This window comes from Bradyrhizobium betae (assembly GCF_008932115.1).
GTDB lineage: Bacteria > Pseudomonadota > Alphaproteobacteria > Rhizobiales > Xanthobacteraceae > Bradyrhizobium > Bradyrhizobium betae.
Genome location: NZ_CP044543.1, coordinates 6,151,458 through 6,173,954, shown reverse-complemented (window position 1 = coordinate 6,173,954; position 22,497 = coordinate 6,151,458). Strand labels below are relative to the sequence as shown.

Here is a 22,497-nt window from a genome sequence, read left to right as displayed (position 1 = left end):
TCAGTTAACCTGCAGCGCTGGATTGCGGGCCAAGATTGGCGCGCTTGTCGACACGGGCGACGCGCGACAGCAGGTACTCGACCTCCGCTTTCGCCGCCGGGGTGATGGTCGCGCCCGGCTTGCGCTGGGCGCTGGAGGCGATGATGCCGCGCTTCTGGAGCACGTATTTGCGCACGGCAAGGCCCGCGCCCGGCTGCTGCTCGTAGCGGATCAGCGGCAGATGCGCGTCGAACAGATCGTGCGCGGCGTCGCGCTTGCCGGCCTTCGAGAGGTTCACAACGTCGATCAGCAACTCGGGGAAGGCGTAGCCGGTCATGGCACCGTCGGCACCGCGCTCCATCTCGAAATCGAGGAACATGCCGCCATTGCCGCAGAGGATCGAGAGCGGACGGAGCGAGCCGTCCTTCTGGAAATTGCGCAGCGTCGAGATCTTTTCGAGCCCCGGCCAGTCCTCGTGCTTGAGCATCACGCAGTTCGCATTGTCCATGACGATCTTGCGGATCACGGCAGGGGTGAAGATCACCGACAGCGTCAGCGGATAGTCCTGGAGCACCCAGGGCACATCGGGGCCGATGGCCTCGGCCGCCTGCTTGTAATAACCGATGATCTGGTCGTCGGTACGAAGCGAGGGCGGCGGCGCGATCATGACGCCGGCGGCGCCCGCATCCATCGAGGCCTTCGCCAGCGCGCGCATGGTGGCAAAGCCCGGGGCGGAGACGCCGACAATCACCTGCATTTTCTTGGCGCGCTTGACGAAGCGCACCGCCACCTGCTCGGCCTCGACCGCGTCGAGCTTCGGCGCCTCGCCAAGAATGCCCAGCACCGTGACGCCGTCGCAACCGACCTCCTCGTAGAAATCGGTCAGGCGGTCGATCGAGCGTTCGTCGATCCGGCCGTCATCGTGGAACGGCGTCGGCGCGATTGCGAAGGTGCCCTTGGCGTCGGCGGTCAGTTTCATAAGTCTCTCTTTCTACGTCATTCCGGGGCGTGCGAAGCACGAGCCCGGAAACCATTTATCTGCTGCGCGTGCTGTACCATGGATTCCGGGCTCGCGACTTCGTCGCGCCCCGGAATGACAGTGTGGCTAAAACCTCCGCGCCCCCATCTTGATCTGCTCCTCGGAGAAGAAGATCTCCTTGGCATGCTCAACGACGTCCTGGGCTTTCCAGCCCGAGTGCGGCGGTTTCCAGCCTTCCATTTCCATCATCCGCATTTCGCGCACGCCGCGGGGCCCGGACACGCCCAGCACCTTGCCGGTCTGGTCGCCCGACAAGTCGCTGACCATGTATAGCACGGCCGGCGCGATGCCGTCCGGCCCCAGCGCCGCCGAGGGGTTCTCCTTATAGCGGGGCAGGTCTGCGGTCATGCGGGTCAGGGCGCCCGGGGCCAGCGTCCAGATCCGGATGTTGTACTTCCGGCCCTCGATCGCCAACACGTTGGACAGGCCCCAGATGCCGCCCTTGGCGGCGCCGTAATTGGTCTGGCCGAAATTGCCGATCAGCCCTGATGTCGAGGAGGTATTGACGATCACGCCGCCGCCGTTTTCCCGCATCCAGCGAAACACCGGCATGGTGCAACAAAAGGTACCCTTGAGGTGGACCTTGATGACCTTGTCCCAGTCGGATTCGGAGGCCTTGGAAAAGGTCTGGTCGCGCAGGATGCCGGCATTGTTGACCAGGATGTCGGCGCGTCCGAAGTGCTTGATGGCGTCGTCGAACACCGACTGGCCGCCTTCCATGGTCGAGATGTCGGCGCCGTTGGCGACCGCCTTGCCGCCCTCGGCCATGATCGCGTCCACCACGAGCTGCGCCATCGACTTGTCGGCGCCGGAGCCGTCGCGGGGACCGCCGAGATCGTTGACGACGACCGAGGCCCCTTCCCGCGCGAACAGCTTGGCGTAGGCCTCACCGAGTCCCCCGCCCGCGCCGGTGATCAGCGCAACCTTGCCGTCGAGTAGTCCCATGGTGGCTTCTCCCTGTATGTTTTTCTTCCTTCGCCTCTCCCCCGCGTGCGGGGAGAGGCCTGGAAATCAAGCGCAGCTTGATTCAGGGTGAGGGGGAGCCTCCGCGTGCTCGACTGTCACCGCCCTCGCGGAGACTCCCCCTCACCCCACCCTCTCCCCGCAAGCGGGGCGAGGGAGTGAGACGCCGGTGCCGGCCTAACCCAGCACCGTCTTGCCATTCTTGATCACGGTGACGCCACGCGATTTCACCTTGGCTTCGAACGAGATGACGTTGCCGTCCTTCCAGAGGTCCATCGTCACGGTCTCGCCGGGATAGACCGGCGAGGAGAACCGCGCGACGTGCTGGCGGAACGCCGACGCATCGTAGTCGGCATAGGTCTGGAGCACGCCGCGACAGGTGATGCCGTAGGTGCACATGCCGTGCAGGATCGGGCGCGGGAAACCGGCCTTCTTGGCGAATTCGGGATCGCTGTGCAGCGGGTTGCGGTCGCCGCAGAGGCGATAGACCAGCGCCTGGTCGGGACGCGTGACGATATCGATGGTCTTGTCAGGGCTGCGCGACGGGATCTTGTGCGGATCGGGCTGGGTCAGGTTCGGCCCGCCGAAGCCGCCGTCGCCGCGGGCGAAGCGCGAGGCGACCAGCGTTGCCAGCTTCTCGCCCTTCTCGTTCTTCAGCACGGTCTGGTGGGCGATGACGACGCCCTTGTCCTTGCCCTTGTCGTAGACCTCGACGACGGAGGAGTCGGCGGTGATGTTGGCTGCCACCGGCAGCGGCTGGTGAAAGGTGATGTCGCGCTCGCCGTCCACCACCATCACGCGGTTGAGGTTCATCTCGCCCGGCCCCGAGCCCCAGGCCGCAACGGAGGCGAATGTCGGAACCACCTTCAGCGGCCGCGGCGTCAGCGTGCCCTCGTTGACGAAGGCGAGCTCGTTCTCGTCCATGGGATCAGCGCCGAGGCCGATTCCATAAGCGTAGAGCATGACGTCGCGATCGGTGTAGGCGTACTTCTGGCCGATGTTTTTCAGGCCTTTGAGCTCTTCGTATCTGGCGGACATTTTCTGGTTTCCTCCCGGCATTTCACCGGCGCTCATTGATGCGCCCTCTCCCCTTGCGGGAGAGGGCTACGAGATGCCGGCCACATACGCGTTTGGGTGAGGGGTTGCTTCCGCGTTGAAAATTCTCTCCGTGGAGCGATACCCCTCATCCGGCGCTTCGCGCCACCTTCTCCCACAAGGGGAGAAGGGAAAAGATCACGCCACCGTGAAGAACGGCAGCGGCGCCCCGTCGGTCGGCTTGAACACCACTTTCACCTTCTGGCCGATCTTCAGCTTCTCCAGATCGCAATCGACGAAATTGGTCTGCACTGACGGACCTTCCTTCAGCGTGACGTAGCCGATCGCGTAGGGACCGGTCGGCGACTTCCGCATCAGGCTCCAGGTGTAGATCGTGCCCTCGCCCGAGGCCTCTTCCCACACCGTCTTGTCGGAGTAGCAGAACGGACAGATCGAGCGCGGGAAGTAATGCGCCTCGCCGCAGGCGGTGCAGCGCTTGATCATGAACTTGCCTTGCTTGGCCCCGTCCCAGAACGCCGAGGTCTCCGGATTGGTCACCGGGGCTGGATATTTCTTCGCTTCGCTCATCACACGCGCTCCAGAATGGCGGTCGAGGCCGCGTGACGAACGCCCAGAAGGCCGCCGGTGCCATGCGCGATGGCGAGATCGCAATTCGGAACCTGCACCTTCGGATGCGCCTCGCCGCGCAATTGCCTCACGGCCTCGAGAATCTTGGTCATGCCGCCGCGGTTGACGGGATGGTTGCTGCACAGACCGCCGCCGTCGGTGTTGAACGGCAACTTGCCGACGCCCGAGATGAGGTTGCCGTCGGCAACGAACTTGCCGCCCTCGCCCTTCTTGCAGAAGCCGAGGTCTTCCAGCTGCATCAGCACCGTGATGGTGAAGCTGTCGTAGATCGAGGCGTATTTGATGTCCTTCGGCGTGATGCCGGCTTCCTCGAACGCGCGCGGGCCGGACCAGATGCCGGCGGAGTATGTGAGATCGAGATCCTTGCCGCCGCGCGGACCCTTCATCGCCTCGCCATGGCCGATCAGCTTGACCAGCGGCTTCTTCAGGCTCCTGGCGATCTCCGGCGTGGTCACGATCAGTGCGCCGCCGCCGTCGGAGACGACGCAGCAGTCCATGCGGTGCAGGGGATCGGAGATCATCGGCGAGTTCAAGACGTCCTCGACGGTGACGACATCCTTGAGCATCGCATGCGGGTTGTATTGCGCGTGGTGCGAGGCCGCGACCTTGATCCAGGCGAGCTGCTCGCTGGTGGTGCCATAGTCGTGCATGTGGCGCATGGCACACATGCCATAGGCATTGTGCGTGGTCGCGCCGTACGCGGTCTCGAAATCGGCTTCGGCGCCCTGCGCCCGCGGCGGCATCGCGCCGGTGCGGGGCTTGCCGGCGAGCGTGATCAGCGCGATCGAGCACTTGCCCGCCGCGATCGCCTCCGCGGCATGGCCGAGATGGATGATGTAGGAACAGCCGCCAGTCTCGGTGGAATCGACGTGGCGCAGCTTCTTGGTGTTCAGGCCGAGATAATCGACCATCGGCCAGGCCCCGCCGGGCGCGTCGCCCGCGCAGAAATAGCCGTCGACATCGTCCTTGCTGATCCCGGCATCCTCGATCGCACCCTTGGCGACCTCGGCGTGGAGCTGGGCGGTGGATTTGTCCGGCGCATGCCGGGTCGGGTGTTCGTAGATCCCGGCAATGTAGGCCTTGCCCTTGATGGTCAAAACAGAGGTCTCCGCTCGCGTTTCTTCTTGGCTCTTTTTTCTGAACCGCGGTGGCCTGATTGGCAAGCGCGGAAATATTCCGTCGGGCGAGAGGGTTGCGGGCTGGCGCAAGTGGGACGCCACTCTCGTGTCCCGGACGCGCTGCAACGCTTCGGCGTTGCCGCGCAGAGCCGGGACCCATGCCACCGCGCACGTTGCAAGATGGGCCCCGGCTCTGCGGCGCACCGCAAAGAGGCGCTGCGCCGCGTCCGGGCACGAGAGGTCGGGAGAAATCCTAAAGGTGTTTTGCCCGACGGCACCAGCGATTTTCGCTTTATCGAAAGAACCCCTTTCGCGAAAACAACCCCATGCACAGTAGAACGGTGGTTGATTTCAAAGAGGAAATCGCAAGGCAGGCAAGCCGGCCGACATGGCGTCTCCGCCCTCATCTGCTATAGAGATCGAATGGGCATCTTCACCGGAATGTTTCGGCGCCTGCGCAGGCCGGAACCACAACCCGCGCCAGCGCCCGGGCACGTCTCCTTCATCGAGCTGCATGTCGCCCACACCTGCAATCTGGCCTGTGAGAGCTGCTCCCACTACTCCAACCACGCGCACAAGGGCATTCTGGATCTGGCGCTGGCGGAAAGCTGGATTAGCGCATGGAGCAAGCGCATTACGCTGGACGAGCTGAACCTGCTCGGCGGCGAGCCGACCATGAACCCCCGCCTGTCCGAATTCGTCGTGCTGGCCCGAAAATACTGGCCGGCGACGCATATCCGCATCATCACCAACGGCTTTTTCCTGCATCGCCACCCCGCGCTTCCAGCGACGCTGGCCGCCGACGGCAACGCCAGCCTCTCCTTGTCGGTGCATCACGACGACCCGTCGTATCTCGAGCGACTGCGTCCCGCTCTCGACCTCGTCGCGGCGTGGCAGCGTGATCACGGCATCGCCGTCGAAATCAGGCAATCCGACGAGAAATGGACGCTCCGCTACCTCGGCTCCGGTGCCGACATGTTGCCGTTCGAAGACGGCCAGCCCCGGCAAAGCTGGGAGGTTTGCCCCGCCAGATACTGCAAGCAATTGCACGATGGCCACCTCTGGAAATGTCCGCCGCTCGCCTATCTCAATCTGCAGAAGGCGAAATACGATCTGTCGCCGAAATGGGATCCGTATTTGCAGTACAAGCCGCTCCCGCCGACATGTACCGACAGCGAGCTTGATGAGTTCTTGCGGCGAGAGGATGAGACGGCCTGCGCGATGTGCTCCGCGGAAGTTCGGCGCTTTTCGTTGCAAAATCCGCTGCGGAGCCGGGCATCAAGAGATGCGCCGGCTGCTTAGCCCGTAGGGTGGGCAAAGCGAAGCGTGCCCACCTCTTCTTGCACAAATCTCGGTGAGATGGTGGGCACTGCGCTTTGCGCCTTTGCCCACTCTACGAGACTGCCCTACTCCGCTGCGATCTGCCTTGGGGCCGGCGGCGGGCTCGCGAGGTCGGCGGCAAGCTGGGCGTAACGCACTTTCGCGTCCGCGACTGCCTTCTCCTTCACCGGGCCGTAGCCGCGGATGCGGTCGGGCAGCGACAGCAATTCCACCGCGGTGTCGATCGTCAGCGGCGACAATAGGCCGAGCACCGTGGCGACGTCCTTTTCGTAGCCCGCGATCAGGTCGCGCTCGAGCTTGCGGTCGGCGCTGCGGCCGAAGATGTCGAGCGGCGTGCCGCGCAGCACCTTGAACTTTGCGAGCACGCGGAGAACGCCGAGCATCCAGGGACCGAAAGCGCGCTTCTTCGGGCGGCCCAGTGCATCGACGCCACTGCTGAGGATCGGCGGGGCGAGGTTGAAGTTGAACTTGAAGTCGCCATCGAACTGGTCGCGCAGCTGCTTTTCGAACGTGCCGTCGGTGAATAGGCGCGCGACTTCGTATTCGTCCTTGTAGGCCAGGAGCTTGGCGTAGTTCACCGCGACCGCGCGCGGCAGCGCGTCGCCGTAACCGCCCTGCTTCGCGACATCGCGGACCTGGTCGACCAGCTTGCGATAGCGTTTGGCAAGACGGCCGTTCTGATAAGCGGTCAGGTGCATGGCGCGATGCTCGATGACCTCGTCGAGCGTCATCGCGTCCAGAGACTTGGGCGCGACCACCTCGTCCGTTCCCTTCAGCATGCCGGCAAGACGCGCGGGATCGGCGACCGCGAGGCGGCCGAGGCGGAAGGCTTCCTTGTTCATCTTGATCGAGACGCCGTTGACCTCGATCGCCTGCTCGATCGACTCCGCCGACAGCGGCAGCAGGCCCTTCTGATAGGCATAGCCCATCATCATCATGTTGGTGGCGATGCTGTCGCCGAGCAGTTGCTCGGCCGGCTTGGTGAAGTCGAAGAAGACCGAGTCCTTGTGCAGCGCCGTCTCCAGCAAGCCGTTCAGCTTGCGAGTCTGGAAGTTGAAGTCGCGGTTCAGGACGAAGTCCGCGGTCGGGATGACGTGGCTATTGATGATGCCGCGGGTGCGGGTGGTGTCGCACAGCGAGATGGTGTCCTTGGCGACAGCGACCACCTCGTCGGCGGCGAGCACGACATCGGCGGTGCCGGTGACGATGCGGGAGCACGTCACCTCGGCCGGGTGATCCGACAGGCGGACATGGCTGAGCACCGCGCCACCTTTCTGCGCAAGGCCCGACATGTCGAGGATCATCGAAGCCTTGCCCTCGATGTGGGCGGCCATGCCGAGCAGCGCGCCGATGGTGAGCACGCCGGTGCCGCCGACACCGCCGACGGCGATGTTGTAGGGTTTTTCAAGCGTCGGGCGCGAAGCCGGCTCGGCGATCGTACCGATGTCCGAGAGATCGGCCGGCGCGCGATGGCGCGGCTTGCCGCCGTCGACGGTGACGAAGGACGGGCAGAAACCCTTCACGCAGGAATAGTCCTTGTTGCAGGACGACTGGTTGATGGCGCGCTTGCGGCCGAACTCGGTCTCCAGCGGCTCGACCGAGATGCAGTTCGACTGCACCGAACAATCGCCGCAGCCTTCGCAGACGGCCGGGTTGATCATGACGCGGCGCGCCGGATCCTCAAGCAGGCCACGCTTGCGGCGGCGGCGCTTCTCGGCGGCGCAGGTCTGCACGAAGACGATGGCCGAGGTGCCCTTGTGCTCCCGGCACATCTTCATGACGTTCTGCAGCTCGTCGCGATGATACAGCTTCACGCCGGGTGCGATGCTGTCGGCGGGATAGGCGTCGGGCGTTTCGGAGACCAGGTAGATCTCGCGGATGCCTTCGGCGTGGAGCTGGAAGGTGATCTGCTGCGGCGACAGATCGCCGTCATGGCGCTGGCCGCCGGTCATGGCGACGGCGTCGTTGTAGAGGATCTTGTAGGTGATGTTGGTCTTGGACGCGACCGCCTGGCGGATCGCCAGCAGCCCGGAGTGGAAATAAGTGCCGTCGCCGAGATTGGCGAAGATGTGGTTCTCGTTGGTGAAGGGCGCGATGCCGACCCACGGCACGCCCTCGCCGCCCATATGCGTGAATGTCTCGGTCGAACGGTCCATCCACAGCGCCATGAAGTGGCAGCCGATGCCGGCCAGCGCGCGGCTGCCTTCGGGGACCTTGGTCGAGGTGTTGTGAGGACAGCCGGAGCAGAAATACGGGGTGCGGGAGACGGGGGCGACCGCCTGCATCTGGGTCGCCTGGCGGCCGTTGAACCAGTCGGCCTTGACGCGGATCATCTCCGCGATTTCAGGGTTGAGATTAAGTCGAAGAAGTCGCTCGGTCAGCGAGGTCGCGAGCGAGGCGACGCTGAGCTCGGCGGAGAAGGTCAGGAAGCGCTTGTCGTGCTCGTCCATCTTGCCGACGATGCGCGGGCGCACGTCGTCGCGCCAGTTGAACAGCTCCTGCTTGACCTGGTTCTCGACGATCTCGCGGCGTTCCTCGATGATGAAGATCTCTTCGAGCCCGACCGCGAACTGGCGCACGCCTTCCGGCTCCAGCGGCCAGGGCATGCCGATCTTGTAGAGCCTGAGGCCGATCTTGGCGGCGATCTCCTCGGTGATGCCGAGTTCGCGCAGCGCCTGACGGACGTCCTCGTAGCTCTTGCCCGACGCCATGATGCCGAAACGGGCGTTCGGCGAATCCATGGTGATGCGGTTGACCTTGTTGGCGCGCGCAAAGGCGATCGCGGCAAAGCCCTTGTAGTCCTGCAGGCGGCGGTCCTGCTCGAAGCGGTCGTCGGGCCAGCGCAAATTGAGGCCGCCCGGCGGCAGCTCGAAATCGGTGGGGATGATGAACGGCTTCATCTCGTCGGTGAGGTCGATCTCGGCGGTGGTCTCCACCGTCTCGGTGATGACCTTCATGCCGACCCAGCAGCCCGAATAGCGCGACATCGCGATGCCGAGCAGGCCCATCTCGATCATCTCGTGAATGCTCGAGGGATAAAGATACGGCATCAGCGCCGACATGAAGGCGTGGTCGGACTGATGCGGAACGGTAGAGGATTTGGCGCCGTGGTCGTCGCCGGCGAGGCACAGCACGCCGCCGTTCTTGGCCGAGCCGGCGGCATTGCCATGGCGGAACACGTCGCCGCAGCGGTCTACGCCGGGGCCCTTGCCGTACCAGATGCCGACCACGCCGTCATATTTGGCGCCGGGCGAGAGGTTGAGCTGTTGCGAGCCCCAGACGGCGGTGGCGGCGAGGTCCTCGTTCACGCCGGGCTGGAACTTGATGTTGTACTGTTCGAGATGCTTGCGGGCGGCGAAAAGCTGCTGGTCGTAGCCGCCGAGCGGCGAGCCGCGGTAGCCCGAGATGAAGCCCGCGGTGTTCAGCCCCGCGGCGCGGTCGCGGCGAATTTGGGCCATGGGCAGGCGGACCAGCGCCTGAATGCCGGTCGTGAAGATATGGCCGGTGTCCTGGGTGTATTTCTGATCGAGACTGATCGGACCCTGGTTGATGCCCATTCTCGTCCTCTTCCGCCCTTTTGAGCGCCTGGCTGCTTAAGCCGTTGCCTGCCCGTTGTTTTTAGCTAGGGCGCGCCGACCATCCGCGCCACTCTATGTCGGATATTTAACGCTCCGCATCACAAATCTGGACCAAAGGAAGCGCCGGGTAAAAATCGCAATTTCATGGCTGCAAGGCATCGGCGATTTTCAATTTGTGTCACCATACCCCCGCCGTCGCGAAACGACGTGACGCACGTATAATGCGGGACGCGGGTGATTGGTCGCGGGAGACCTCGGGATGCGGACGATTCTGGCTGTTTTGCTCTTGTGCAGTGCGGCTACGAGCATGGCCCTCGCCGCCGAGCCGTCACCGGAGCTGATCGCCTATGGCAAGTCGCTGGTCGAGGCCGGCGACTGCGCGGGCTGCCACACCGCGGATCCCGCAAGACCGTTCGCGGGCGGCAAGCGCATCGACACGCCTTTTGGCGCGATCTATGCGCCGAACCTGACGCCGGATCGCGAGACCGGGATCGGCGCCTGGCCGGATGCCGATTTCACGCGCGCGTTGCGCACCGGCATCGCGCCGGACGGATCGAACTATTACCCGGCGTTCCCCTACCCCTACTTCACGAAGATGACCAAGGACGACACGCTGGCGATCCGGGCCTATCTCGGCACGCTGCCGCCCGTCGTGGGCCGAAACAAACCGCCGGAGCTGCGCTGGCCGTTCGGCTATCGCCGCTTGATGCGGGTCTGGAACGCCATGTTCTTCACGCCCGGCCTGTTCGAGCCGGATCAGAGCCAGAGCGCGGCGTGGAACAGGGGCGGCTATCTCGTCACCGGGCTCGGGCATTGCGGCGCCTGCCACACGCCGAAGAACTATTTTGGCGCGGACAAGACCGCGCAGGCGCTCGCCGGCAGCGAAATCGGCGGCTGGTATGCGCCAAGGCTCGATGGTGCCGCGCGCACCGGGCTGAAATCATGGAGCGCGCAGGAGATCGTCGAGTATCTGCAGAGCGGGCGCAACGCCAGGAGCCATGCCGGCGGGCCGATGGCGGAGGTGGTCGTCAACTCCACGTCGAAGATGAGCGATGCCGACGTGAGCGCGATCGCGCTCTATTTGAAGAGCCTGCCACCGGCGCGGCGCGAGACGATCGTGACGCCGCCCGGCGAGACCGAGATGAAGGCCGGCCAGGCCGTCTATGCAAAACTCTGCATCGCCTGTCATGAAGCCGACGGCACAGGCGCGCCGCGGATGTATCCGCCGCTGCCGGGCAATGCGCTGCTGCAATCGATCAATCCGTCCTCCACCCTGCGCGTCATCCTCGACGGCGCCCACACGGTGACGACGCCACGCGCGCCGAATACCGGCGAGATGCCGGGCTATGCCAAACAATTGTCCGACGAAGATATCGCGGCGGTGACCAATTACATTCGCAATTCCTGGGGCAATGCGGGCCTGATAGTGACGCCGGCGCAGGTGGCGAAGGCGCGGAAGGAGAATTGAGGCCTCTGCGTCATTGCGAGCGCAACGAAGCAATCCAGAGTCCCACCGCGGAAAGAGTCTGGATTGCTTCGCTGCGCTCGCAATGACGGCGGGACTACTTTTCCTCATCTCCCGTGAAAACGAATTTCGGCATCTCCCATTTGTAGCGCACCGCCAGCAGGCGGAAGCTGATGCCGAGGACGAACGTCAAGATGGTCCAGAGCTCGGCGTTGAGATTGAAGCCGAAGGCGGTGGCATAGAACAGGCCGGTGGCCGCCGAAACTGTGGCGTAGAGCTCCGAGCGAAACAGCAGCGGCACGTCGTTGCAGAGCACGTCGCGCAGCACGCCGCCGGCGCAGCCGGTCACCATGCCGGAGACGATGACGATCGGCAGCGTGGCATCCATCTGCCAGGCGATATCGCAGCCGGTCATGGTGAAGACGACGAGGCCGATCGCATCGAGCACGATGAAGGCGAGCTTGAGCCGGTGCACGAGGCGCGCGGTCAGGATGGTGAGAAAGGCCGCGCCGCCGACGAGCGCCAGATAGATCGGGTTCTGCACCCAGGCGAGCGGATAGTGCCCGAGGAACAGATCGCGCAGCGTGCCGCCGCCCAGCGCGGTAATGCAGCCGAGGAAGCAGACGCCCAACCAGTCCATGCTGCGCCTGCCCGCGGCGAGCGCAGCGGTCATGCCTTGCGCGGCGACGGCGACCAGCGACAGGAAATGCAGCACGCTATCGCTCGGCGGCAGATTCCACATCGCCTTGTTCCCTTCGTTGCACGTGGAACTTGACAGGTTCCCGATTCCCTGCGAGGGGGCAACATGCGACGAAAGCATAGGGAGGGCGGAACGGAATCTCGCATCTAGGGGTTGTCCCCGCGCAATAAACGAGGAGATCCAACGATGGCTGACGAGCGTTTTCCCAACGATCCGTATCGCCCGAACCTCGCCGACGATGAGTATGTTGGCGCGGCGCGCCGGGATGCCGAACTTCAGGCAGATCCCGAGCTTGGCGAAGGCCCGGCTTCAAGCGGCAAGGTCGCTGTGTTCGCAGTGGCGGTCGCCCTGGTGCTGGGCGCCGTGTTCTATAGCTTGAACAACTCCAGCACCGGCAACCAGGCGAGCAACGCGCCGATGACGCAGACGGCCCAGCAGGCGCCGTCCGCCAATCCGGCCGCGCCTCCCGGCATGCGTGACGTGACCCCGCGCAGCAACACCGAGCCTGGCATGACCACGGGCGCTGCGCCGAGCAAGCCGGCGGCGCCTGATCCGGCCGCTCCGTCTGACGGCGCGAAGTAACAGTCCGCAGTGACACGAGAGAGCGGCGGGACCCGCAAGGTCCCGCCGCTTTTCGTTTATCGTTGGAGCATGATCTTTCCGGAAAACCGCTTCACACTTTTCCGGATCATGCTCTAGCTGAACATCTTGTTGAGCTCGCCGCCGGGATAGCCGCCGGCAAGCTCGGTGAACGTCCCCTTCTCAGCCATCTCCTTGGCGGCCCGCATGAAGCCGCCCCAGGCGGCACGGGCGAGCGAGCCGCCGACGCTGATGCGGCGCACGCCGAGATCTTCGGCCTCCCGCAACGACAGGCCGGATGCACCGATCAGCAGGTTGAACGGCTTTGGATGCACCGCCTTCACCACCGCGGCGATGTCCTCGCGGGTCTTCAGGCCCGGCGCGTAGAGGCAGTCGGCACCGGCATCGGCGTAAGCGGTGAGCCGGTCGATGACGAGCTTGAGATCGGTGACGCCCCACAGATAAGCCTCGCAGCGGCCGACCAGCATCGTGTTGCTGTCGCCGATCGCCTTGCGCGAGGCGGCGATGCGCTCGACCGCGAGCGCGCGCTCGTAGATCGGCTTGTCCTTGTCGCCGGTGGAGTCCTCGATCGACAGGCCCGCGACGCCGGTGCGCACGCAGCGCTCGACATGATCAGCGACCTTGCCCGGCTCAACCGCGAAGCCGCCCTCGAAATCCGCGTTCACGGGGATGTCGACGGCCGAGCACAATGCTGCCAGATGCTGACAGACATCCTCCACCGTGCCATGGTTGTCGGGCTTGCCGATGGTCCAGGCAAAGCCCGCACTGGATGAGGCCAGCGCCTTGAAACCGAGATGCTGCAACGCCTTGGCGCTGCCGACATCGACCGGATTGGGCAGAATGAAGCAGCCGCTCTCGTGCATCTTCTTGAACGTCGCGCGCTTGTCAGCGGTTGTCACGTGCATGTTTCTCTCCCTGGTGTTGGCCGCGCGAACATAGGCACGCTCTTCGAAGCGCGCTAGTGCGCGTCGTGCACCGCGCGGCTGTCCTTCGGCGCCTGCTCGCGATCGGTCATGCTGTAGTCCCTGACGACGCTGGCGATGCGCAGATGATAGTCGGCAAAGATCTGCGCCCTGCCCTTGGCCTGGGTGCGGCGGTGCTCCATCGTATTGCGCCAGGCTTGCACCGCGGCTTCGTCCCGCCAGAACGACACCGACAGGATCTTGCCCTTGTCGGTCAGGCTCTCGAAGCGTTCGACCGAGATGAAGCCGTCGATGGTCTGCAGGATCGGCTTCAGATCGGCCGCGAGGTCGAAATAGTCCTGGCGATGTTCCGGCTTGGGCCAGACTTCGAAAATCACGGCGATCACGGGCGTCTCCTTGTGTTGGTGGCCTACAATACCACCTTGCGCAGGAAGGTGCGCTCTTCCGCGAGGATGAATTTGTGCTCCTCGGCGAAATGGAAATTGGCCATGCCCTCGGTATCCTGCCGCAGCCGCGCGCGATAGGATTCGTAGGCGGCCAGGCTCTCGAAGCTGATCAGTCCGAAGGCGATGTTGTTGGTGCCCTCATGCGGCATAAAATAGCCGATCAGGTCGCCGCCGCAGCTCGGGATGATGGTGAGCCAGCGCTTGGAATATTCCTCGAACTGCGCGCGCTTGAAGGGGTCGAGCTGGTAGCGGATGAAGACGGTGACCGACATGTGGGCTCCTGATTGGTCGTTGCAACGGACAAAGCGACACCGTCGCCGCCGAAGCAGTCTGGATTGCTTCGCTTCGCTCGCAATGATGAGTTCGTGGCGACACGCTACGCCCTTGCCCGACCACGATGCTTCGGTTACCATCGAAGCATGAAATCAGGCCCTGACATCGCCATGGTCGCCGCGCTGGTCGGCGATCCCGCCCGCGCCAACATGCTCACGGCGCTGATGAACGGCCGCGCGCTCACCGCGAGCGAGCTGGCGCAGGAGGCCGGCATCACGCCGCAGACCGCGAGCTCGCACCTTTCGAAGCTCGAGGCCGGCGGACTGATCGAACCGGAGAAGCAGGGCCGTCACCGCTACTACCGCCTCACCGACGACGATGTCGCCGGCGTGCTCGAAGGCCTTGCGGGGCTCGCCGCACGCACGGGCCACATGCGCGTGCGCACCGGGCCGAAGGATCCGGCGCTGCGCCGCGCGCGGATCTGCTACGACCATCTCGCCGGTGATCTCGGCGTGCAGATGCTGGACTCCTTGCGCACGCGAAACCTGATCAGGCAGAAGAAACAGGAGATCGAGCTGACGCCGGAAGGCGAGCGCTTCCTGGCCAAACATCTGCAGATCTCGCCCGACATGCTGGCCCATCCGCGCCGTCCGGTGTGCAAAGCCTGCCTCGACTGGAGCGAGCGGCGCCACCATCTCGCTGGCACGCTCGGCGCCGCCATGATGCATCGCTTCGCCGAGCTGAAATGGGCCGCGCGCGATGCCACACCCGGCAGCCGCGTGGTGAATTTCACCCGCACCGGCGAGAAGCAGTTTGCGGCGCTGTTCGCAAATGAGAAGGACTGATCACGCGAGATGCGTGAGATCGCACGTTTGCGTGGGATCGGAGCTCCTCGTCATGGCCGGGCTTGACCCGGCCATCCACGTCTTTATTGCGGCTGGCACGTGGATGCCCGGGACAAGCCCGGGCATGACGGAGACCTTTATGAACCGCATCCTTACGGCCGCGCTCGCGGCCGCCCTGCTCACCGCCGCGTTCACCTCCGCCCGCGCCGCGGACACCGCACCGCGCGAACCCTACGGCATCGCGCTCGAAGGCTTTGCCTATCCCCTTCCCGTGCACCTGCTGCCTGTAGTCAACGACGGCGAGCAGCTCAGCATGGCCTATATGGACGTCGCACCCACGCAGCCGAACGGCCGCACCGTGGTGCTGCTGCACGGGCGCAATTTTCCGTCGAGCTACTGGGCACCCGTCATCAAGATGCTGATCGAGGCCGGCTATCGCGTCGTGGTGCCCGACCAGATCGGCTTCGGCAAATCCTCCAAGCCGTCAGGCGAACTGCACTTCGACACACTGGCGCGCAACACCATCGCGCTGCTCGATCACCTCAAGATCGACAAAGCGGAAATCGTGGCGCATTCGCTCGGCGGCATGCTCGGCGTGCGCATCGCCCGCGCCTATCCGGACCGCGTCGCTCACCTTGTTCTGACGGCCCCAATCGGGCTGGAAGACTACCGCCTCTATGTGCCGCCGACCCCGACCGAGACCATCATCGAGAACGAGGGCAAGCTCACCGCCGACGGCTACCGCAAGCAGCTCCAGACCAATTACGCGATCAAGCTGCCGCCGGAAGCGATCACCCCGTTCGTCGATGCCCGCTTCAACATGAAAGGCAGCCCGGATTATCCGCGCTGGCTGCGCGCCTATGTCAGCTCCGGCCAGATGATCTATCGCGAGCCGGTCGCGCACGAGGTCGCGCTTTTGTCCGGGCCGACGCTGTTCATCATGGGCGCCGACGATCACAACGCGCCGGGACGGCCACTCGCACCGGAGGCGCTGCGCGCCAGGATGGGACAAAACGCCGAGCTGGCGAAGGCGCTGGCCGCGAAGATGCCGAATGCGCGGGCCGAGGTGATCCCGGACACCGGCCACCTCGTCTTCCTGGAGGCGCCGGAGAAGTACAAGGAGCTGGTGCTGGGCTTTCTCGGCCGCTAGCGCCGTTTGCGTGTCGCCTGAAGCAGCATGCGGGGAATGTTCACGCCGCATTCAGGTCATGATTGGCAGGTTTGGATCGCGACGTGTCGGCATGTTGCAAAATTTAACATGTCGAATCGTGTCTTTTGATTCATTGTTCGCCGCAAGCGCCGCCCCCAGGAATCTGCCCTTAGGAATCTGCCCCCAAGGACGAGAAGGAAGATCAGATGAAATATATGTTCGCCGCCGTGATGCTCGCCAGCGCGGTCGTCGGTTTCAGCGAGGCGGCCAGCGCCGCCGGCGGCTGTGGCCCCGGCTGGTATCGCGGCCCGTATGGCGGTTGCCAGCCGATGGCCCGGCGTGGGGCCGTGGTCGTCGTGCCCGCTCCAGCCCCGGTCGTCGTGGTACGTCCGCGCGTGTGCCCTTACGGCTTCCGCTGGTACGCCGGCCGCTGCCGGCCGTTCTGATCTGACCTTCTCGCATTGCAAAATGGCCGCGCGGGATCAGCCTGCGCGGCCATTTCTTTTTGAACACCAAGACATTTTGAACACCAAGAGATCGCGTGGGGTCGTAGCAATTCCGAATCATAACGGGGAGCGCAATTGCGATCCCCGCTCGGAGCATAGCTTGTGTGGAGCTTACCAGTGGCGGCGATGCCAACGGCGACGGCGCCAGCCCCAGTGACGGTGACGCCAGTGGTGGTGATGGCCGCGCCAATGCACCTGCTCGGGCTTGAGCTCTGCGGCCTCATCGCTGGTGGTGACGGCCGGATGGGCGTCCGGATTGCCTTGCGGCATGCGGGGATCTCCGAGCGGCTGTGGCGCCAGCGGCGCGGCCTGTGCGGCGGTCGTGAGCGCGGCGGCTCCCGCCGCGACACCGAAGGCGAGTTTCAGAAAATTGCGGCGTTCCATGACATGTCCCTCTCGGCTTTCTCTCAAGTGATGCAGAGCGAATTGTCGTGGTGGTGACATGAACTGCCGCTGAATCCTGCGTTCAGGTTCATTGCAAAGCCGACAGGCTACGTTCCAAACGCCTGCGCCAGCACCAGCGTCTCCCGAGTGCGCGTCACATCGGGCCAGTCGCGGTTGAAATCGGCGACGAGCTTGTTCAACGCATCGCCCTTCAGCATCGCAGCCAACGCAGCCTCGTCGTCGAACTGGTACATGGCCTGGTGCAGCGAGGGATCGTCGAGGCTCCAGAATCGCCAGGCCTTGGCTACGCCGAACGCCTTCACCGCGTCGGGCACGTGTTCCGTCTCGTACCATTTGTCGAAGGCGGCGCGCTTTGCCGGATCGGTGACGGTGGCGCGGACGACGAAGTAGGCGGCGGGCATGTGTTTTCTCCTGCTGTTTGGCGCCAGCATAGACCGTCCCCGGACCGGCGACAAAAAGAGTTGGCGGCGTTGTCGGAATGCGCGCCGCTCGGCCGTCCTTGCTTCGAACAGCACGCGTTTGAACCGCTGGAGACACCGCATGGCCGACCTCACGCTGACCACCTTCGATTGGGTTCCCCCTGCCCCGCGCGGCTTCGTGCGCGACCTTCGCGTGCGCTGGGCGCTGGAAGAAGCCGCTCTGCCCTATCGCGTCGCCAGCGTGCCGATCGACGATCGCGGTGCCGCGCATCTGGCACACCAGCCGTTCGGCCAGGTGCCGTGGCTGACCGACGGCGATCTCTCGATTTTCGAGACCGGCGCGATCCTGCTGCATCTGGGCAAGCTCAGCGCCAGGCTGATGCCGTCAGATCCGAGCGGCCAGAGCGAGGCGACGGAATGGGTGTTCGCGGCGCTCAATTCGGTGGAGATGGCGAGCCTGCCTTGGGGGATGTCGAAGTTCATGGGACATCCGACCGACACGGCGGCGTGGAAATTCGTCGACGATTTCCTCAAGCTTCGCCTCAAGCATCTCGAGCCCGTGCTTGCGGGGCGCGAATGGCTGGCGGGATCTTTTTCGGTCGCAGACATCCTGATGTCGGACGTGCTGCGCGTCGTCGATGGTTTCGGCGGGCTAGCGGACAGTCCTGCCTGCCGCAACTATGTCGCGCGCGCCACGGCCCGCCCGGCCTTCGCCAAGGCCCGCGCCGACCAGATGGCGCATTTCGCCGCGGCGGATGTGGCGCGCGGAGTGTGACGGACCGCACATCATTAGCGCGGTGTTAGCCCTAGCTTCACCGCCATCGGAACCAAGTAATTTGCTTCAAATTATCCTTCAAATTCCCCTGCGGAAGGTGACACATGGCCCGCATCGCATATCTGAAAGAGCAGCTTGCCCGCGCCGAGCGGCTGGCGAAAGCGATCCTCGACCAGCAAACCGCACAGCGACTTCAAACCTTCGCAGCCGAATGCCGCGGTGAGCTGCAGGTCCTGACCCGCAGGGCTGCGGCGTAAGGCGCCTTGGCATTCTCCGGGCGCCGCGTCACACCAGCTTCATCGGTGTATCGGCGACCACGCGCAGATCGATACTGCTTATCAGCCGCGCGCGAAGCGCCTCCGCAGCCTGGATGGCCTCATCCGTCTGCCGCAGAGTGCTGACATTCGAACCGAGCGAGACGATACCGCCCAGTACCAAAGCGATCGAGCCGAGCGCGGCCGTTTGACCCAAGCCAAACACGCCGAGGATCGTGACCAGCAGCAATACAGCGCCGCCGCCGACGGCGATCTTGGACGCCAGAATGTATTTGCGGCAGCGCTCGGCGATCTCGGCGAGTGCCTCGATCCGATCTTCGATCTGTGAAATCTCGTCGGTCGGATCGTCTTCGGTCATTGGGTATTGATCGAGGATGCCAAATCAAAAACAGTCGCCTGCACCAGCGTAGCGACACGCGGGAGATCTAGCGATGTACCCGGATTTCGCTGCGCTCCATCCGGGCTACGCCATCCTCACAACGGCAAATTGTCGTGCTTCTTCGCCGGCGTTTCCACCTTCTTGTCCTTCAGCATCGACAGCGCCCGCGCGATCCGCTTGCGGGTCGAGTGAGGCATGATGACGTCGTCGATGTAGCCGCGCTCGGCGGCGATGAACGGTGACAGGAAGCGGTCTTCGTATTCCTTGGTGCGGGCCGCGATCTTGTCGGGGTCGCCGATATCAGAGCGGAAGATGATCTCGACGGCGCCCTTGGCGCCCATCACCGCGATCTGGGCGGTCGGCCAGGCGTAGTTCATGTCGGCGCCGATCTCCTTGGACGCCATGACGTCGAAGGCGCCGCCGTAGGCCTTGCGGGTGATGATGGTCACCAGCGGCACGGTGCATTGCGAATAGGCGAACAGCAGCTTGGCGCCGTGCTTGATCAGGCCGCCATATTCCTGCGCGGTGCCCGGCAGGAAGCCCGGCACGTCGACGAAGGTGACGATCGGGATGTTGAAGGCATCGCAGAAGCGAACGAAGCGCGCGGCCTTGCGCGAGGCGTCGCTGTCGAGCACGCCGGCCAGCACCATCGGCTGGTTGGCGACGAAGCCGACGGTGCGGCCGGCGATACGGCCGAAGCCGGTGACGATGTTCTTGGCGAACATGTCCGCGATCTCGAAGAAATCGCCCTCGTCGACGACCTTCAGGATCAGCTCCTTCATGTCGTAGGGCTTGTTCGGATTGTCGGGGATCAGCGTATCGAGCGACATGTCGACGCGGCCGATGTCGTCGAAGCTCGGCCATTCCGGCACGCCGTCGCTGTTGTTGGACGGCAGGAAGTCGATCAGGCGACGCATCTGCAACAGCGTCTCGACGTCGTTCTCGAAGGCACCGTCGGCGATCGAGGAGCGCGTGGCGTGCACGCTAGCACCGCCGAGCTCTTCGGCGGTGACGACCTCGTTGGTGACGGTCTTCACGACGTCAGGGCCGGTGACGAACATGTAGCTGGTGTTCTTCACCATGAAGATGAAGTCGGTCATCGCCGGCGAGTAGACGTCGCCGCCGGCGCAAGGGCCCATGATGACCGAGATCTGCGGGATCACGCCCGAGGCGAGCACGTTGCGGCGGAACACGTAGGAATAGCCGGCGAGCGCGGCGACGCCCTCCTGGATGCGGGCGCCGCCCGCATCATAGAGGCCGATGATGGGCGCCCGCGCCTTCATCGCCATGTCCTGAAGTTTCGTAATCTTCAGCGCGTGGGTCTCGGACAGCGAGCCGCCGAACACCGTAAAATCCTTGGCGAAGACGAACGTCTTGCGGCCGTTGACGGTGCCCCAGCCGGTGACGACGCCGTCGCCGGGAACCTTGTTCTTCTCCATGCCGAACTCGGTGGAGCGGTGCTCGACGAACATGTCGAACTCCTCGAACGATCCCTTGTCGAGCAGGAGCTCGATGCGCTCGCGCGCGGTCAGCTTGCCGCGGGCGTGCTGCGCCTCGATGCGCTTCTCCCCGCCGCCGAGCTTTGCGCCGGCACGACGATCTTCAAGGGCGTCCAGGATATTCTTCATTTGCTCCCGCCAGTTCTTAGCCTAAATGCGATTGCCGGGGGTTCTAACACGGCATTTTGCGGGCCGGGAAGCGGCTTTCGGCACCGCAGGGCTGCCTTGTCGCAGCGGGAAAGCGCAAGGAATTACAAAGTTTTGCCCGGGGAGACGACGATGGACCAAGGAATGGCCAAGACCGGCGCCGAGACCGGCGCGGTGACGGGCGGCGTCAAGATCCTGCTCCGGCTGGAGGGCCTGACCCTGTTCGCGGGCATGGTGATGCTCTACGCGGCCTGGGACGGCTCCTGGCTGGTGTTCGCCCTGCTCTTTTTCGTGCCCGATCTGAGCTTCCTGGCATACCTCTCCGACGCCAAATTCGGCGCGATGGTCTACAACGCCGCCCACAGCTACATGGCCCCGGTGGCGCTGCTGACGCTGGGCTTCGGCATCGCCTCGCCGCTCATCCTGTCCATCGCCTTGATCTGGCTCGCCCATATCGGCATCGACCGGGCGCTGGGCTACGGGCTGAAATACTCGGCCGGGTTCGGCTTCACCCATCTGGGGCGGATCGGGCGACAGAAGGACACCTGACCCCGCGGGCTCCTGCGGCGGACGCCGCCGCAAATTTGGCGGCTGGCCCGGTTGACCGGGCCTGCCGATTCAGGCTTGCTCCAGGCTTGCGATCAGGCGCCGATGTTGCGTGAGCCCAGTCGGTACGGCGGTGATCATGACGCTCTGGCTCAAGCATCACCTCATGTCCGCGACGGTCGTCCCCCTGCCGCCGAACTCATCGTCCGAAACCACCGACTTCCTGCGCCGCATGGCCAGCATGGTGTCGGGAAGGAACGGCGAGATGCTGCTGCGCGCCGCATCGCTGATCGAGTCGCTGGCGCAGCGGGCGATGACGGCCGAACGGCTGTATCACCAGCAGCAGGACGAGAGCACGCGCAACGCCGAATTGCGCGAGGCCGCCGAACTCGCCTCCAACGCCATGGTCAGCCAGATCGAGGCGCTGCGGGCACAACTGGCGGACGTGACGGCGGCGGCCGCTGCCGAGCGCGCCGCATTCGATGCCGAGCGCAACAAGCTGCTCGGCCTGATGCAGCACGCGGAGAGCCACATCGGCAAACTGACCAGCGAGCTCGACAGCTTGCGCGCTTCCGTCGACGCCTTCAACGAGACCGTCGTCTCCGTGCCGATCGAGGTGCTGCGGCTGGCGCGCACCCAGTTCGACTTCCTCTCCGAAGGCTTCGCCCGCAAGGGTGACGTGATCTCGCAGGCCATGAGCGAGATCGGCGGCTTTGCCATCGACCAGGCGCTGACGGGGAAGAAGACAGCCGACAAGGCCTGAGGCGAATTACGGCTCGCCGGGCTTGAACGGCTCCTGCTTGTCCGGCGGCACTGTCTCTTCCGCCATCGCCAGCAGCATCGCGACCATCACGTAATTGCCGGAGACCGCGGTGAGGTCGACGATCTGCTGGTCGTTGAAGAGCTTCTTCGCCCGCGCGTAGGTCTCGTCAGAGACCTTCCTGGTCGTGGTGAGCTCGGTGACGAAGTCGTAGACCACCGCCTCATCCTCAGCCATTTTCGACGGGCGCTTGTTGGCCTTCAGCTCCGCGATGATATCCGCAGACAAGCCCGCCTTGGCCGCGAGCGGCGCGTGCGCGAACCATTCCACCTGCGAGCGCCACTGCCGGCCGATGATGAGGATCGCGAACTCGTTGAGCTTGGTCGGGACCGAGGTTTCCCAGCGCAGATAGTAGAACAGGTCGAACAGGCGCTGTCCGAGCACGGGGCTGCGGATCATGGGATTGTAGGGCCCGCCGATGCCGACGCTCGACACCTTCATGATCTGCTCGCCGAGCGGTTTTTGCTTGGCGTCCAGCTGGTCCATGGTGAGCTGCGGAAAGCGCGGCTCCTTGCTGGTGGCGGGCGCTGCAAACATCGTGGCGGCGAGCCAGCCGCCAGCAGCGGCCAACGTGAGCGACGATAGCCAAAGTGGCGTTGAGTTCATTGGTGTCCTCCCGACCT

At 64.4% G+C, this 22,497-nt stretch carries 25 protein-coding genes; 10 read left to right on the top strand and 15 right to left on the bottom strand.

What is annotated here, in order from left to right:
• Positions 1-4: 4 nt before the first annotated feature.
• The 5 genes from F8237_RS29670 to F8237_RS29650 form a co-directional block, all read right to left on the bottom strand.
• Complete coding sequence (locus F8237_RS29670; RefSeq protein ID WP_151649690.1) at positions 5-958, bottom strand: dihydrodipicolinate synthase family protein; 954 nt, start codon at positions 956-958, stop codon at positions 5-7.
• A gap of 126 nt (positions 959-1,084) precedes the next feature.
• Entirely contained in the window at positions 1,085-1,963 is an 879-nt protein-coding gene (locus tag F8237_RS29665) for an SDR family oxidoreductase (protein ID WP_151649689.1), read from the bottom strand.
• A 195-nt stretch (positions 1,964-2,158) separates the two neighbouring features.
• Complete coding sequence (locus F8237_RS29660; protein WP_151649688.1) at positions 2,159-3,019, bottom strand: MaoC/PaaZ C-terminal domain-containing protein; 861 nt, start codon at positions 3,017-3,019, stop codon at positions 2,159-2,161.
• A 195-nt stretch (positions 3,020-3,214) separates the two neighbouring features.
• Complete coding sequence (locus tag F8237_RS29655; protein ID WP_151649687.1) at positions 3,215-3,604, bottom strand: Zn-ribbon domain-containing OB-fold protein; 390 nt, start codon at positions 3,602-3,604, stop codon at positions 3,215-3,217.
• On the bottom strand, positions 3,604-4,761 hold the full coding sequence (locus F8237_RS29650; RefSeq protein ID WP_151649686.1) for a thiolase domain-containing protein: 1,158 nt from the start codon (positions 4,759-4,761) through the stop codon (positions 3,604-3,606). The genes F8237_RS29655 and F8237_RS29650 overlap by 1 nt, the downstream gene beginning before the upstream one ends.
• Positions 4,762-5,205: 444 nt before the next feature.
• Here F8237_RS29650 and F8237_RS29645 point away from each other — a divergent pair, with 444 nt between their 5' ends.
• Positions 5,206-6,084 carry a radical SAM protein gene (locus tag F8237_RS29645; RefSeq protein ID WP_244626009.1) on the top strand — a complete coding sequence of 293 codons (879 nt, stop codon included), beginning with the start codon at positions 5,206-5,208 and terminating at the stop codon, positions 6,082-6,084.
• Positions 6,085-6,188: 104 nt separating this feature from the next.
• Here the strand turns inward: F8237_RS29645 and F8237_RS29640 are convergent, their stop codons facing one another.
• Positions 6,189-9,680 (bottom strand): indolepyruvate ferredoxin oxidoreductase family protein, encoded by a 3,492-nt coding sequence (locus tag F8237_RS29640; RefSeq protein ID WP_151649685.1) that lies wholly within the window; start codon positions 9,678-9,680, stop codon positions 6,189-6,191.
• A 280-nt stretch (positions 9,681-9,960) separates the two neighbouring features.
• On the opposite strand from F8237_RS29640, the gene F8237_RS29635 reads away from it, so the two are divergent.
• On the top strand, positions 9,961-11,169 hold the full coding sequence (locus F8237_RS29635; protein WP_151649684.1) for a c-type cytochrome: 1,209 nt from the start codon (positions 9,961-9,963) through the stop codon (positions 11,167-11,169).
• Positions 11,170-11,263: 94 nt separating this feature from the next.
• On the opposite strand, the gene F8237_RS29630 is transcribed toward F8237_RS29635, so the two are convergent.
• The gene (locus F8237_RS29630; protein ID WP_151649683.1) at positions 11,264-11,908 is read right to left on the bottom strand and encodes a trimeric intracellular cation channel family protein; all 645 of its coding nucleotides are present in this window, start codon (positions 11,906-11,908) and stop codon (positions 11,264-11,266) included.
• A gap of 144 nt (positions 11,909-12,052) precedes the next feature.
• On the opposite strand from F8237_RS29630, the gene F8237_RS29625 reads away from it, so the two are divergent.
• Positions 12,053-12,448, top strand: a complete 396-nt coding sequence (locus F8237_RS29625; protein WP_151649682.1) for a hypothetical protein — start codon at positions 12,053-12,055, stop codon at positions 12,446-12,448.
• A gap of 113 nt (positions 12,449-12,561) precedes the next feature.
• Here F8237_RS29625 and F8237_RS29620 read toward each other — a convergent pair whose 3' ends face one another.
• Genes F8237_RS29620 through F8237_RS29610 form a run of 3 tightly spaced genes read right to left on the bottom strand, consistent with a single transcriptional unit; the run spans position 12,562 to position 14,107 of the window.
• Entirely contained in the window at positions 12,562-13,371 is an 810-nt protein-coding gene (locus tag F8237_RS29620; protein ID WP_151649681.1) for an isocitrate lyase/PEP mutase family protein, read from the bottom strand.
• Positions 13,372-13,424: 53 nt separating this feature from the next.
• Positions 13,425-13,775, bottom strand: a complete 351-nt coding sequence (locus F8237_RS29615; protein WP_015685445.1) for an antibiotic biosynthesis monooxygenase family protein — start codon at positions 13,773-13,775, stop codon at positions 13,425-13,427.
• Positions 13,776-13,798: 23 nt separating this feature from the next.
• Positions 13,799-14,107: an NIPSNAP family protein gene (locus F8237_RS29610; RefSeq protein ID WP_151649680.1), complete on the bottom strand. Its 309-nt coding sequence runs from the start codon at positions 14,105-14,107 to the stop codon at positions 13,799-13,801.
• A 147-nt stretch (positions 14,108-14,254) separates the two neighbouring features.
• Between F8237_RS29610 and F8237_RS29605 the strand changes: the two genes are divergently transcribed.
• The 3 genes from F8237_RS29605 to F8237_RS29595 all read left to right on the top strand — a co-directional run bounded on the left by F8237_RS29605 (position 14,255) and on the right by F8237_RS29595 (position 16,549).
• Positions 14,255-14,953 carry a metalloregulator ArsR/SmtB family transcription factor gene (locus F8237_RS29605; protein WP_162006266.1) on the top strand — a complete coding sequence of 233 codons (699 nt, stop codon included), beginning with the start codon at positions 14,255-14,257 and terminating at the stop codon, positions 14,951-14,953.
• Between the two features lie 139 nt (positions 14,954-15,092).
• Positions 15,093-16,103: an alpha/beta fold hydrolase gene (locus tag F8237_RS29600; RefSeq protein ID WP_151649678.1), complete on the top strand. Its 1,011-nt coding sequence runs from the start codon at positions 15,093-15,095 to the stop codon at positions 16,101-16,103.
• A 206-nt stretch (positions 16,104-16,309) separates the two neighbouring features.
• The gene (locus tag F8237_RS29595) at positions 16,310-16,549 is read left to right on the top strand and encodes a GCG_CRPN prefix-to-repeats domain-containing protein (RefSeq protein WP_151649677.1); all 240 of its coding nucleotides are present in this window, start codon (positions 16,310-16,312) and stop codon (positions 16,547-16,549) included.
• Positions 16,550-16,720: 171 nt separating this feature from the next.
• Here the strand turns inward: F8237_RS29595 and F8237_RS29590 are convergent, their stop codons facing one another.
• Both F8237_RS29590 and F8237_RS29585 read right to left on the bottom strand, forming a co-directional pair.
• Entirely contained in the window at positions 16,721-16,993 is a 273-nt protein-coding gene (locus F8237_RS29590) for a twin-arginine translocation signal domain-containing protein (protein WP_151649676.1), read from the bottom strand.
• A 107-nt stretch (positions 16,994-17,100) separates the two neighbouring features.
• Positions 17,101-17,415, bottom strand: a complete 315-nt coding sequence (locus F8237_RS29585; protein WP_151649675.1) for a hypothetical protein — start codon at positions 17,413-17,415, stop codon at positions 17,101-17,103.
• Positions 17,416-17,554: 139 nt separating this feature from the next.
• Between F8237_RS29585 and F8237_RS29580 the strand changes: the two genes are divergently transcribed.
• A complete protein-coding gene (locus F8237_RS29580) occupies positions 17,555-18,208 on the top strand; it encodes a glutathione S-transferase family protein (RefSeq protein WP_151649674.1) in 654 nt (217 codons plus the stop codon).
• A gap of 104 nt (positions 18,209-18,312) precedes the next feature.
• Positions 18,313-18,465, top strand: coding sequence for a hypothetical protein (locus tag F8237_RS36515; RefSeq protein ID WP_167527498.1), 153 nt, complete (start codon positions 18,313-18,315; stop codon positions 18,463-18,465).
• Between the two features lie 28 nt (positions 18,466-18,493).
• Here the strand turns inward: F8237_RS36515 and F8237_RS29575 are convergent, their stop codons facing one another.
• Positions 18,494-18,841 (bottom strand): hypothetical protein, encoded by a 348-nt coding sequence (locus F8237_RS29575; RefSeq protein ID WP_151649673.1) that lies wholly within the window; start codon positions 18,839-18,841, stop codon positions 18,494-18,496.
• Between the two features lie 116 nt (positions 18,842-18,957).
• A complete protein-coding gene (locus F8237_RS29570; protein WP_151649672.1) occupies positions 18,958-20,490 on the bottom strand; it encodes an acyl-CoA carboxylase subunit beta in 1,533 nt (510 codons plus the stop codon).
• Positions 20,491-20,652: 162 nt separating this feature from the next.
• Here F8237_RS29570 and F8237_RS29565 point away from each other — a divergent pair, with 162 nt between their 5' ends.
• Both F8237_RS29565 and F8237_RS29560 read left to right on the top strand, forming a co-directional pair.
• The gene (locus tag F8237_RS29565; RefSeq protein ID WP_201280231.1) at positions 20,653-21,057 is read left to right on the top strand and encodes a DUF4260 domain-containing protein; all 405 of its coding nucleotides are present in this window, start codon (positions 20,653-20,655) and stop codon (positions 21,055-21,057) included.
• A gap of 163 nt (positions 21,058-21,220) precedes the next feature.
• Positions 21,221-21,817: a hypothetical protein gene (locus F8237_RS29560; protein WP_162006419.1), complete on the top strand. Its 597-nt coding sequence runs from the start codon at positions 21,221-21,223 to the stop codon at positions 21,815-21,817.
• Between the two features lie 6 nt (positions 21,818-21,823).
• Here the strand turns inward: F8237_RS29560 and F8237_RS29555 are convergent, their stop codons facing one another.
• Positions 21,824-22,480 (bottom strand): carboxymuconolactone decarboxylase family protein, encoded by a 657-nt coding sequence (locus tag F8237_RS29555; RefSeq protein ID WP_151649669.1) that lies wholly within the window; start codon positions 22,478-22,480, stop codon positions 21,824-21,826.
• Positions 22,481-22,497: the final 17 nt, after the last annotated feature.

What these genes read in the sequence shown, in the direction of transcription:
- F8237_RS29645 (WP_244626009.1), top strand. Translation starts at nt 5,206, where the DNA reads ATGGGCATCTTCACCGGAATGTTTCGGCGCCTGCGCAGGCCGGAACCA.
- F8237_RS29655 (WP_151649687.1), bottom strand. Translation starts at nt 3,604, where the DNA reads ATGAGCGAAGCGAAGAAATATCCAGCCCCGGTGACCAATCCGGAGACC.
- F8237_RS29585 (WP_151649675.1), bottom strand. Translation starts at nt 17,415, where the DNA reads ATGCCCGCCGCCTACTTCGTCGTCCGCGCCACCGTCACCGATCCGGCA.
- F8237_RS29600 (WP_151649678.1), top strand. Translation starts at nt 15,093, where the DNA reads ATGAACCGCATCCTTACGGCCGCGCTCGCGGCCGCCCTGCTCACCGCC.
- F8237_RS29640 (WP_151649685.1), bottom strand. Translation starts at nt 9,680, where the DNA reads ATGGGCATCAACCAGGGTCCGATCAGTCTCGATCAGAAATACACCCAG.
- F8237_RS29610 (WP_151649680.1), bottom strand. Translation starts at nt 14,107, where the DNA reads ATGTCGGTCACCGTCTTCATCCGCTACCAGCTCGACCCCTTCAAGCGC.
- F8237_RS29595 (WP_151649677.1), top strand. Translation starts at nt 16,310, where the DNA reads ATGAAATATATGTTCGCCGCCGTGATGCTCGCCAGCGCGGTCGTCGGT.
- F8237_RS29565 (WP_201280231.1), top strand. Translation starts at nt 20,653, where the DNA reads ATGGCCAAGACCGGCGCCGAGACCGGCGCGGTGACGGGCGGCGTCAAG.
- F8237_RS29630 (WP_151649683.1), bottom strand. Translation starts at nt 11,908, where the DNA reads ATGTGGAATCTGCCGCCGAGCGATAGCGTGCTGCATTTCCTGTCGCTG.
- F8237_RS29620 (WP_151649681.1), bottom strand. Translation starts at nt 13,371, where the DNA reads ATGCACGTGACAACCGCTGACAAGCGCGCGACGTTCAAGAAGATGCAC.
- F8237_RS29570 (WP_151649672.1), bottom strand. Translation starts at nt 20,490, where the DNA reads ATGAAGAATATCCTGGACGCCCTTGAAGATCGTCGTGCCGGCGCAAAG.
- F8237_RS29590 (WP_151649676.1), bottom strand. Translation starts at nt 16,993, where the DNA reads ATGGAACGCCGCAATTTTCTGAAACTCGCCTTCGGTGTCGCGGCGGGA.
- F8237_RS36515 (WP_167527498.1), top strand. Translation starts at nt 18,313, where the DNA reads ATGGCCCGCATCGCATATCTGAAAGAGCAGCTTGCCCGCGCCGAGCGG.
- F8237_RS29660 (WP_151649688.1), bottom strand. Translation starts at nt 3,019, where the DNA reads ATGTCCGCCAGATACGAAGAGCTCAAAGGCCTGAAAAACATCGGCCAG.
- F8237_RS29555 (WP_151649669.1), bottom strand. Translation starts at nt 22,480, where the DNA reads ATGAACTCAACGCCACTTTGGCTATCGTCGCTCACGTTGGCCGCTGCT.
- F8237_RS29635 (WP_151649684.1), top strand. Translation starts at nt 9,961, where the DNA reads ATGCGGACGATTCTGGCTGTTTTGCTCTTGTGCAGTGCGGCTACGAGC.
- F8237_RS29580 (WP_151649674.1), top strand. Translation starts at nt 17,555, where the DNA reads ATGGCCGACCTCACGCTGACCACCTTCGATTGGGTTCCCCCTGCCCCG.
- F8237_RS29605 (WP_162006266.1), top strand. Translation starts at nt 14,255, where the DNA reads ATGAAATCAGGCCCTGACATCGCCATGGTCGCCGCGCTGGTCGGCGAT.
- F8237_RS29670 (WP_151649690.1), bottom strand. Translation starts at nt 958, where the DNA reads ATGAAACTGACCGCCGACGCCAAGGGCACCTTCGCAATCGCGCCGACG.
- F8237_RS29560 (WP_162006419.1), top strand. Translation starts at nt 21,221, where the DNA reads ATGTCCGCGACGGTCGTCCCCCTGCCGCCGAACTCATCGTCCGAAACC.
- F8237_RS29665 (WP_151649689.1), bottom strand. Translation starts at nt 1,963, where the DNA reads ATGGGACTACTCGACGGCAAGGTTGCGCTGATCACCGGCGCGGGCGGG.
- F8237_RS29575 (WP_151649673.1), bottom strand. Translation starts at nt 18,841, where the DNA reads ATGACCGAAGACGATCCGACCGACGAGATTTCACAGATCGAAGATCGG.
- F8237_RS29625 (WP_151649682.1), top strand. Translation starts at nt 12,053, where the DNA reads ATGGCTGACGAGCGTTTTCCCAACGATCCGTATCGCCCGAACCTCGCC.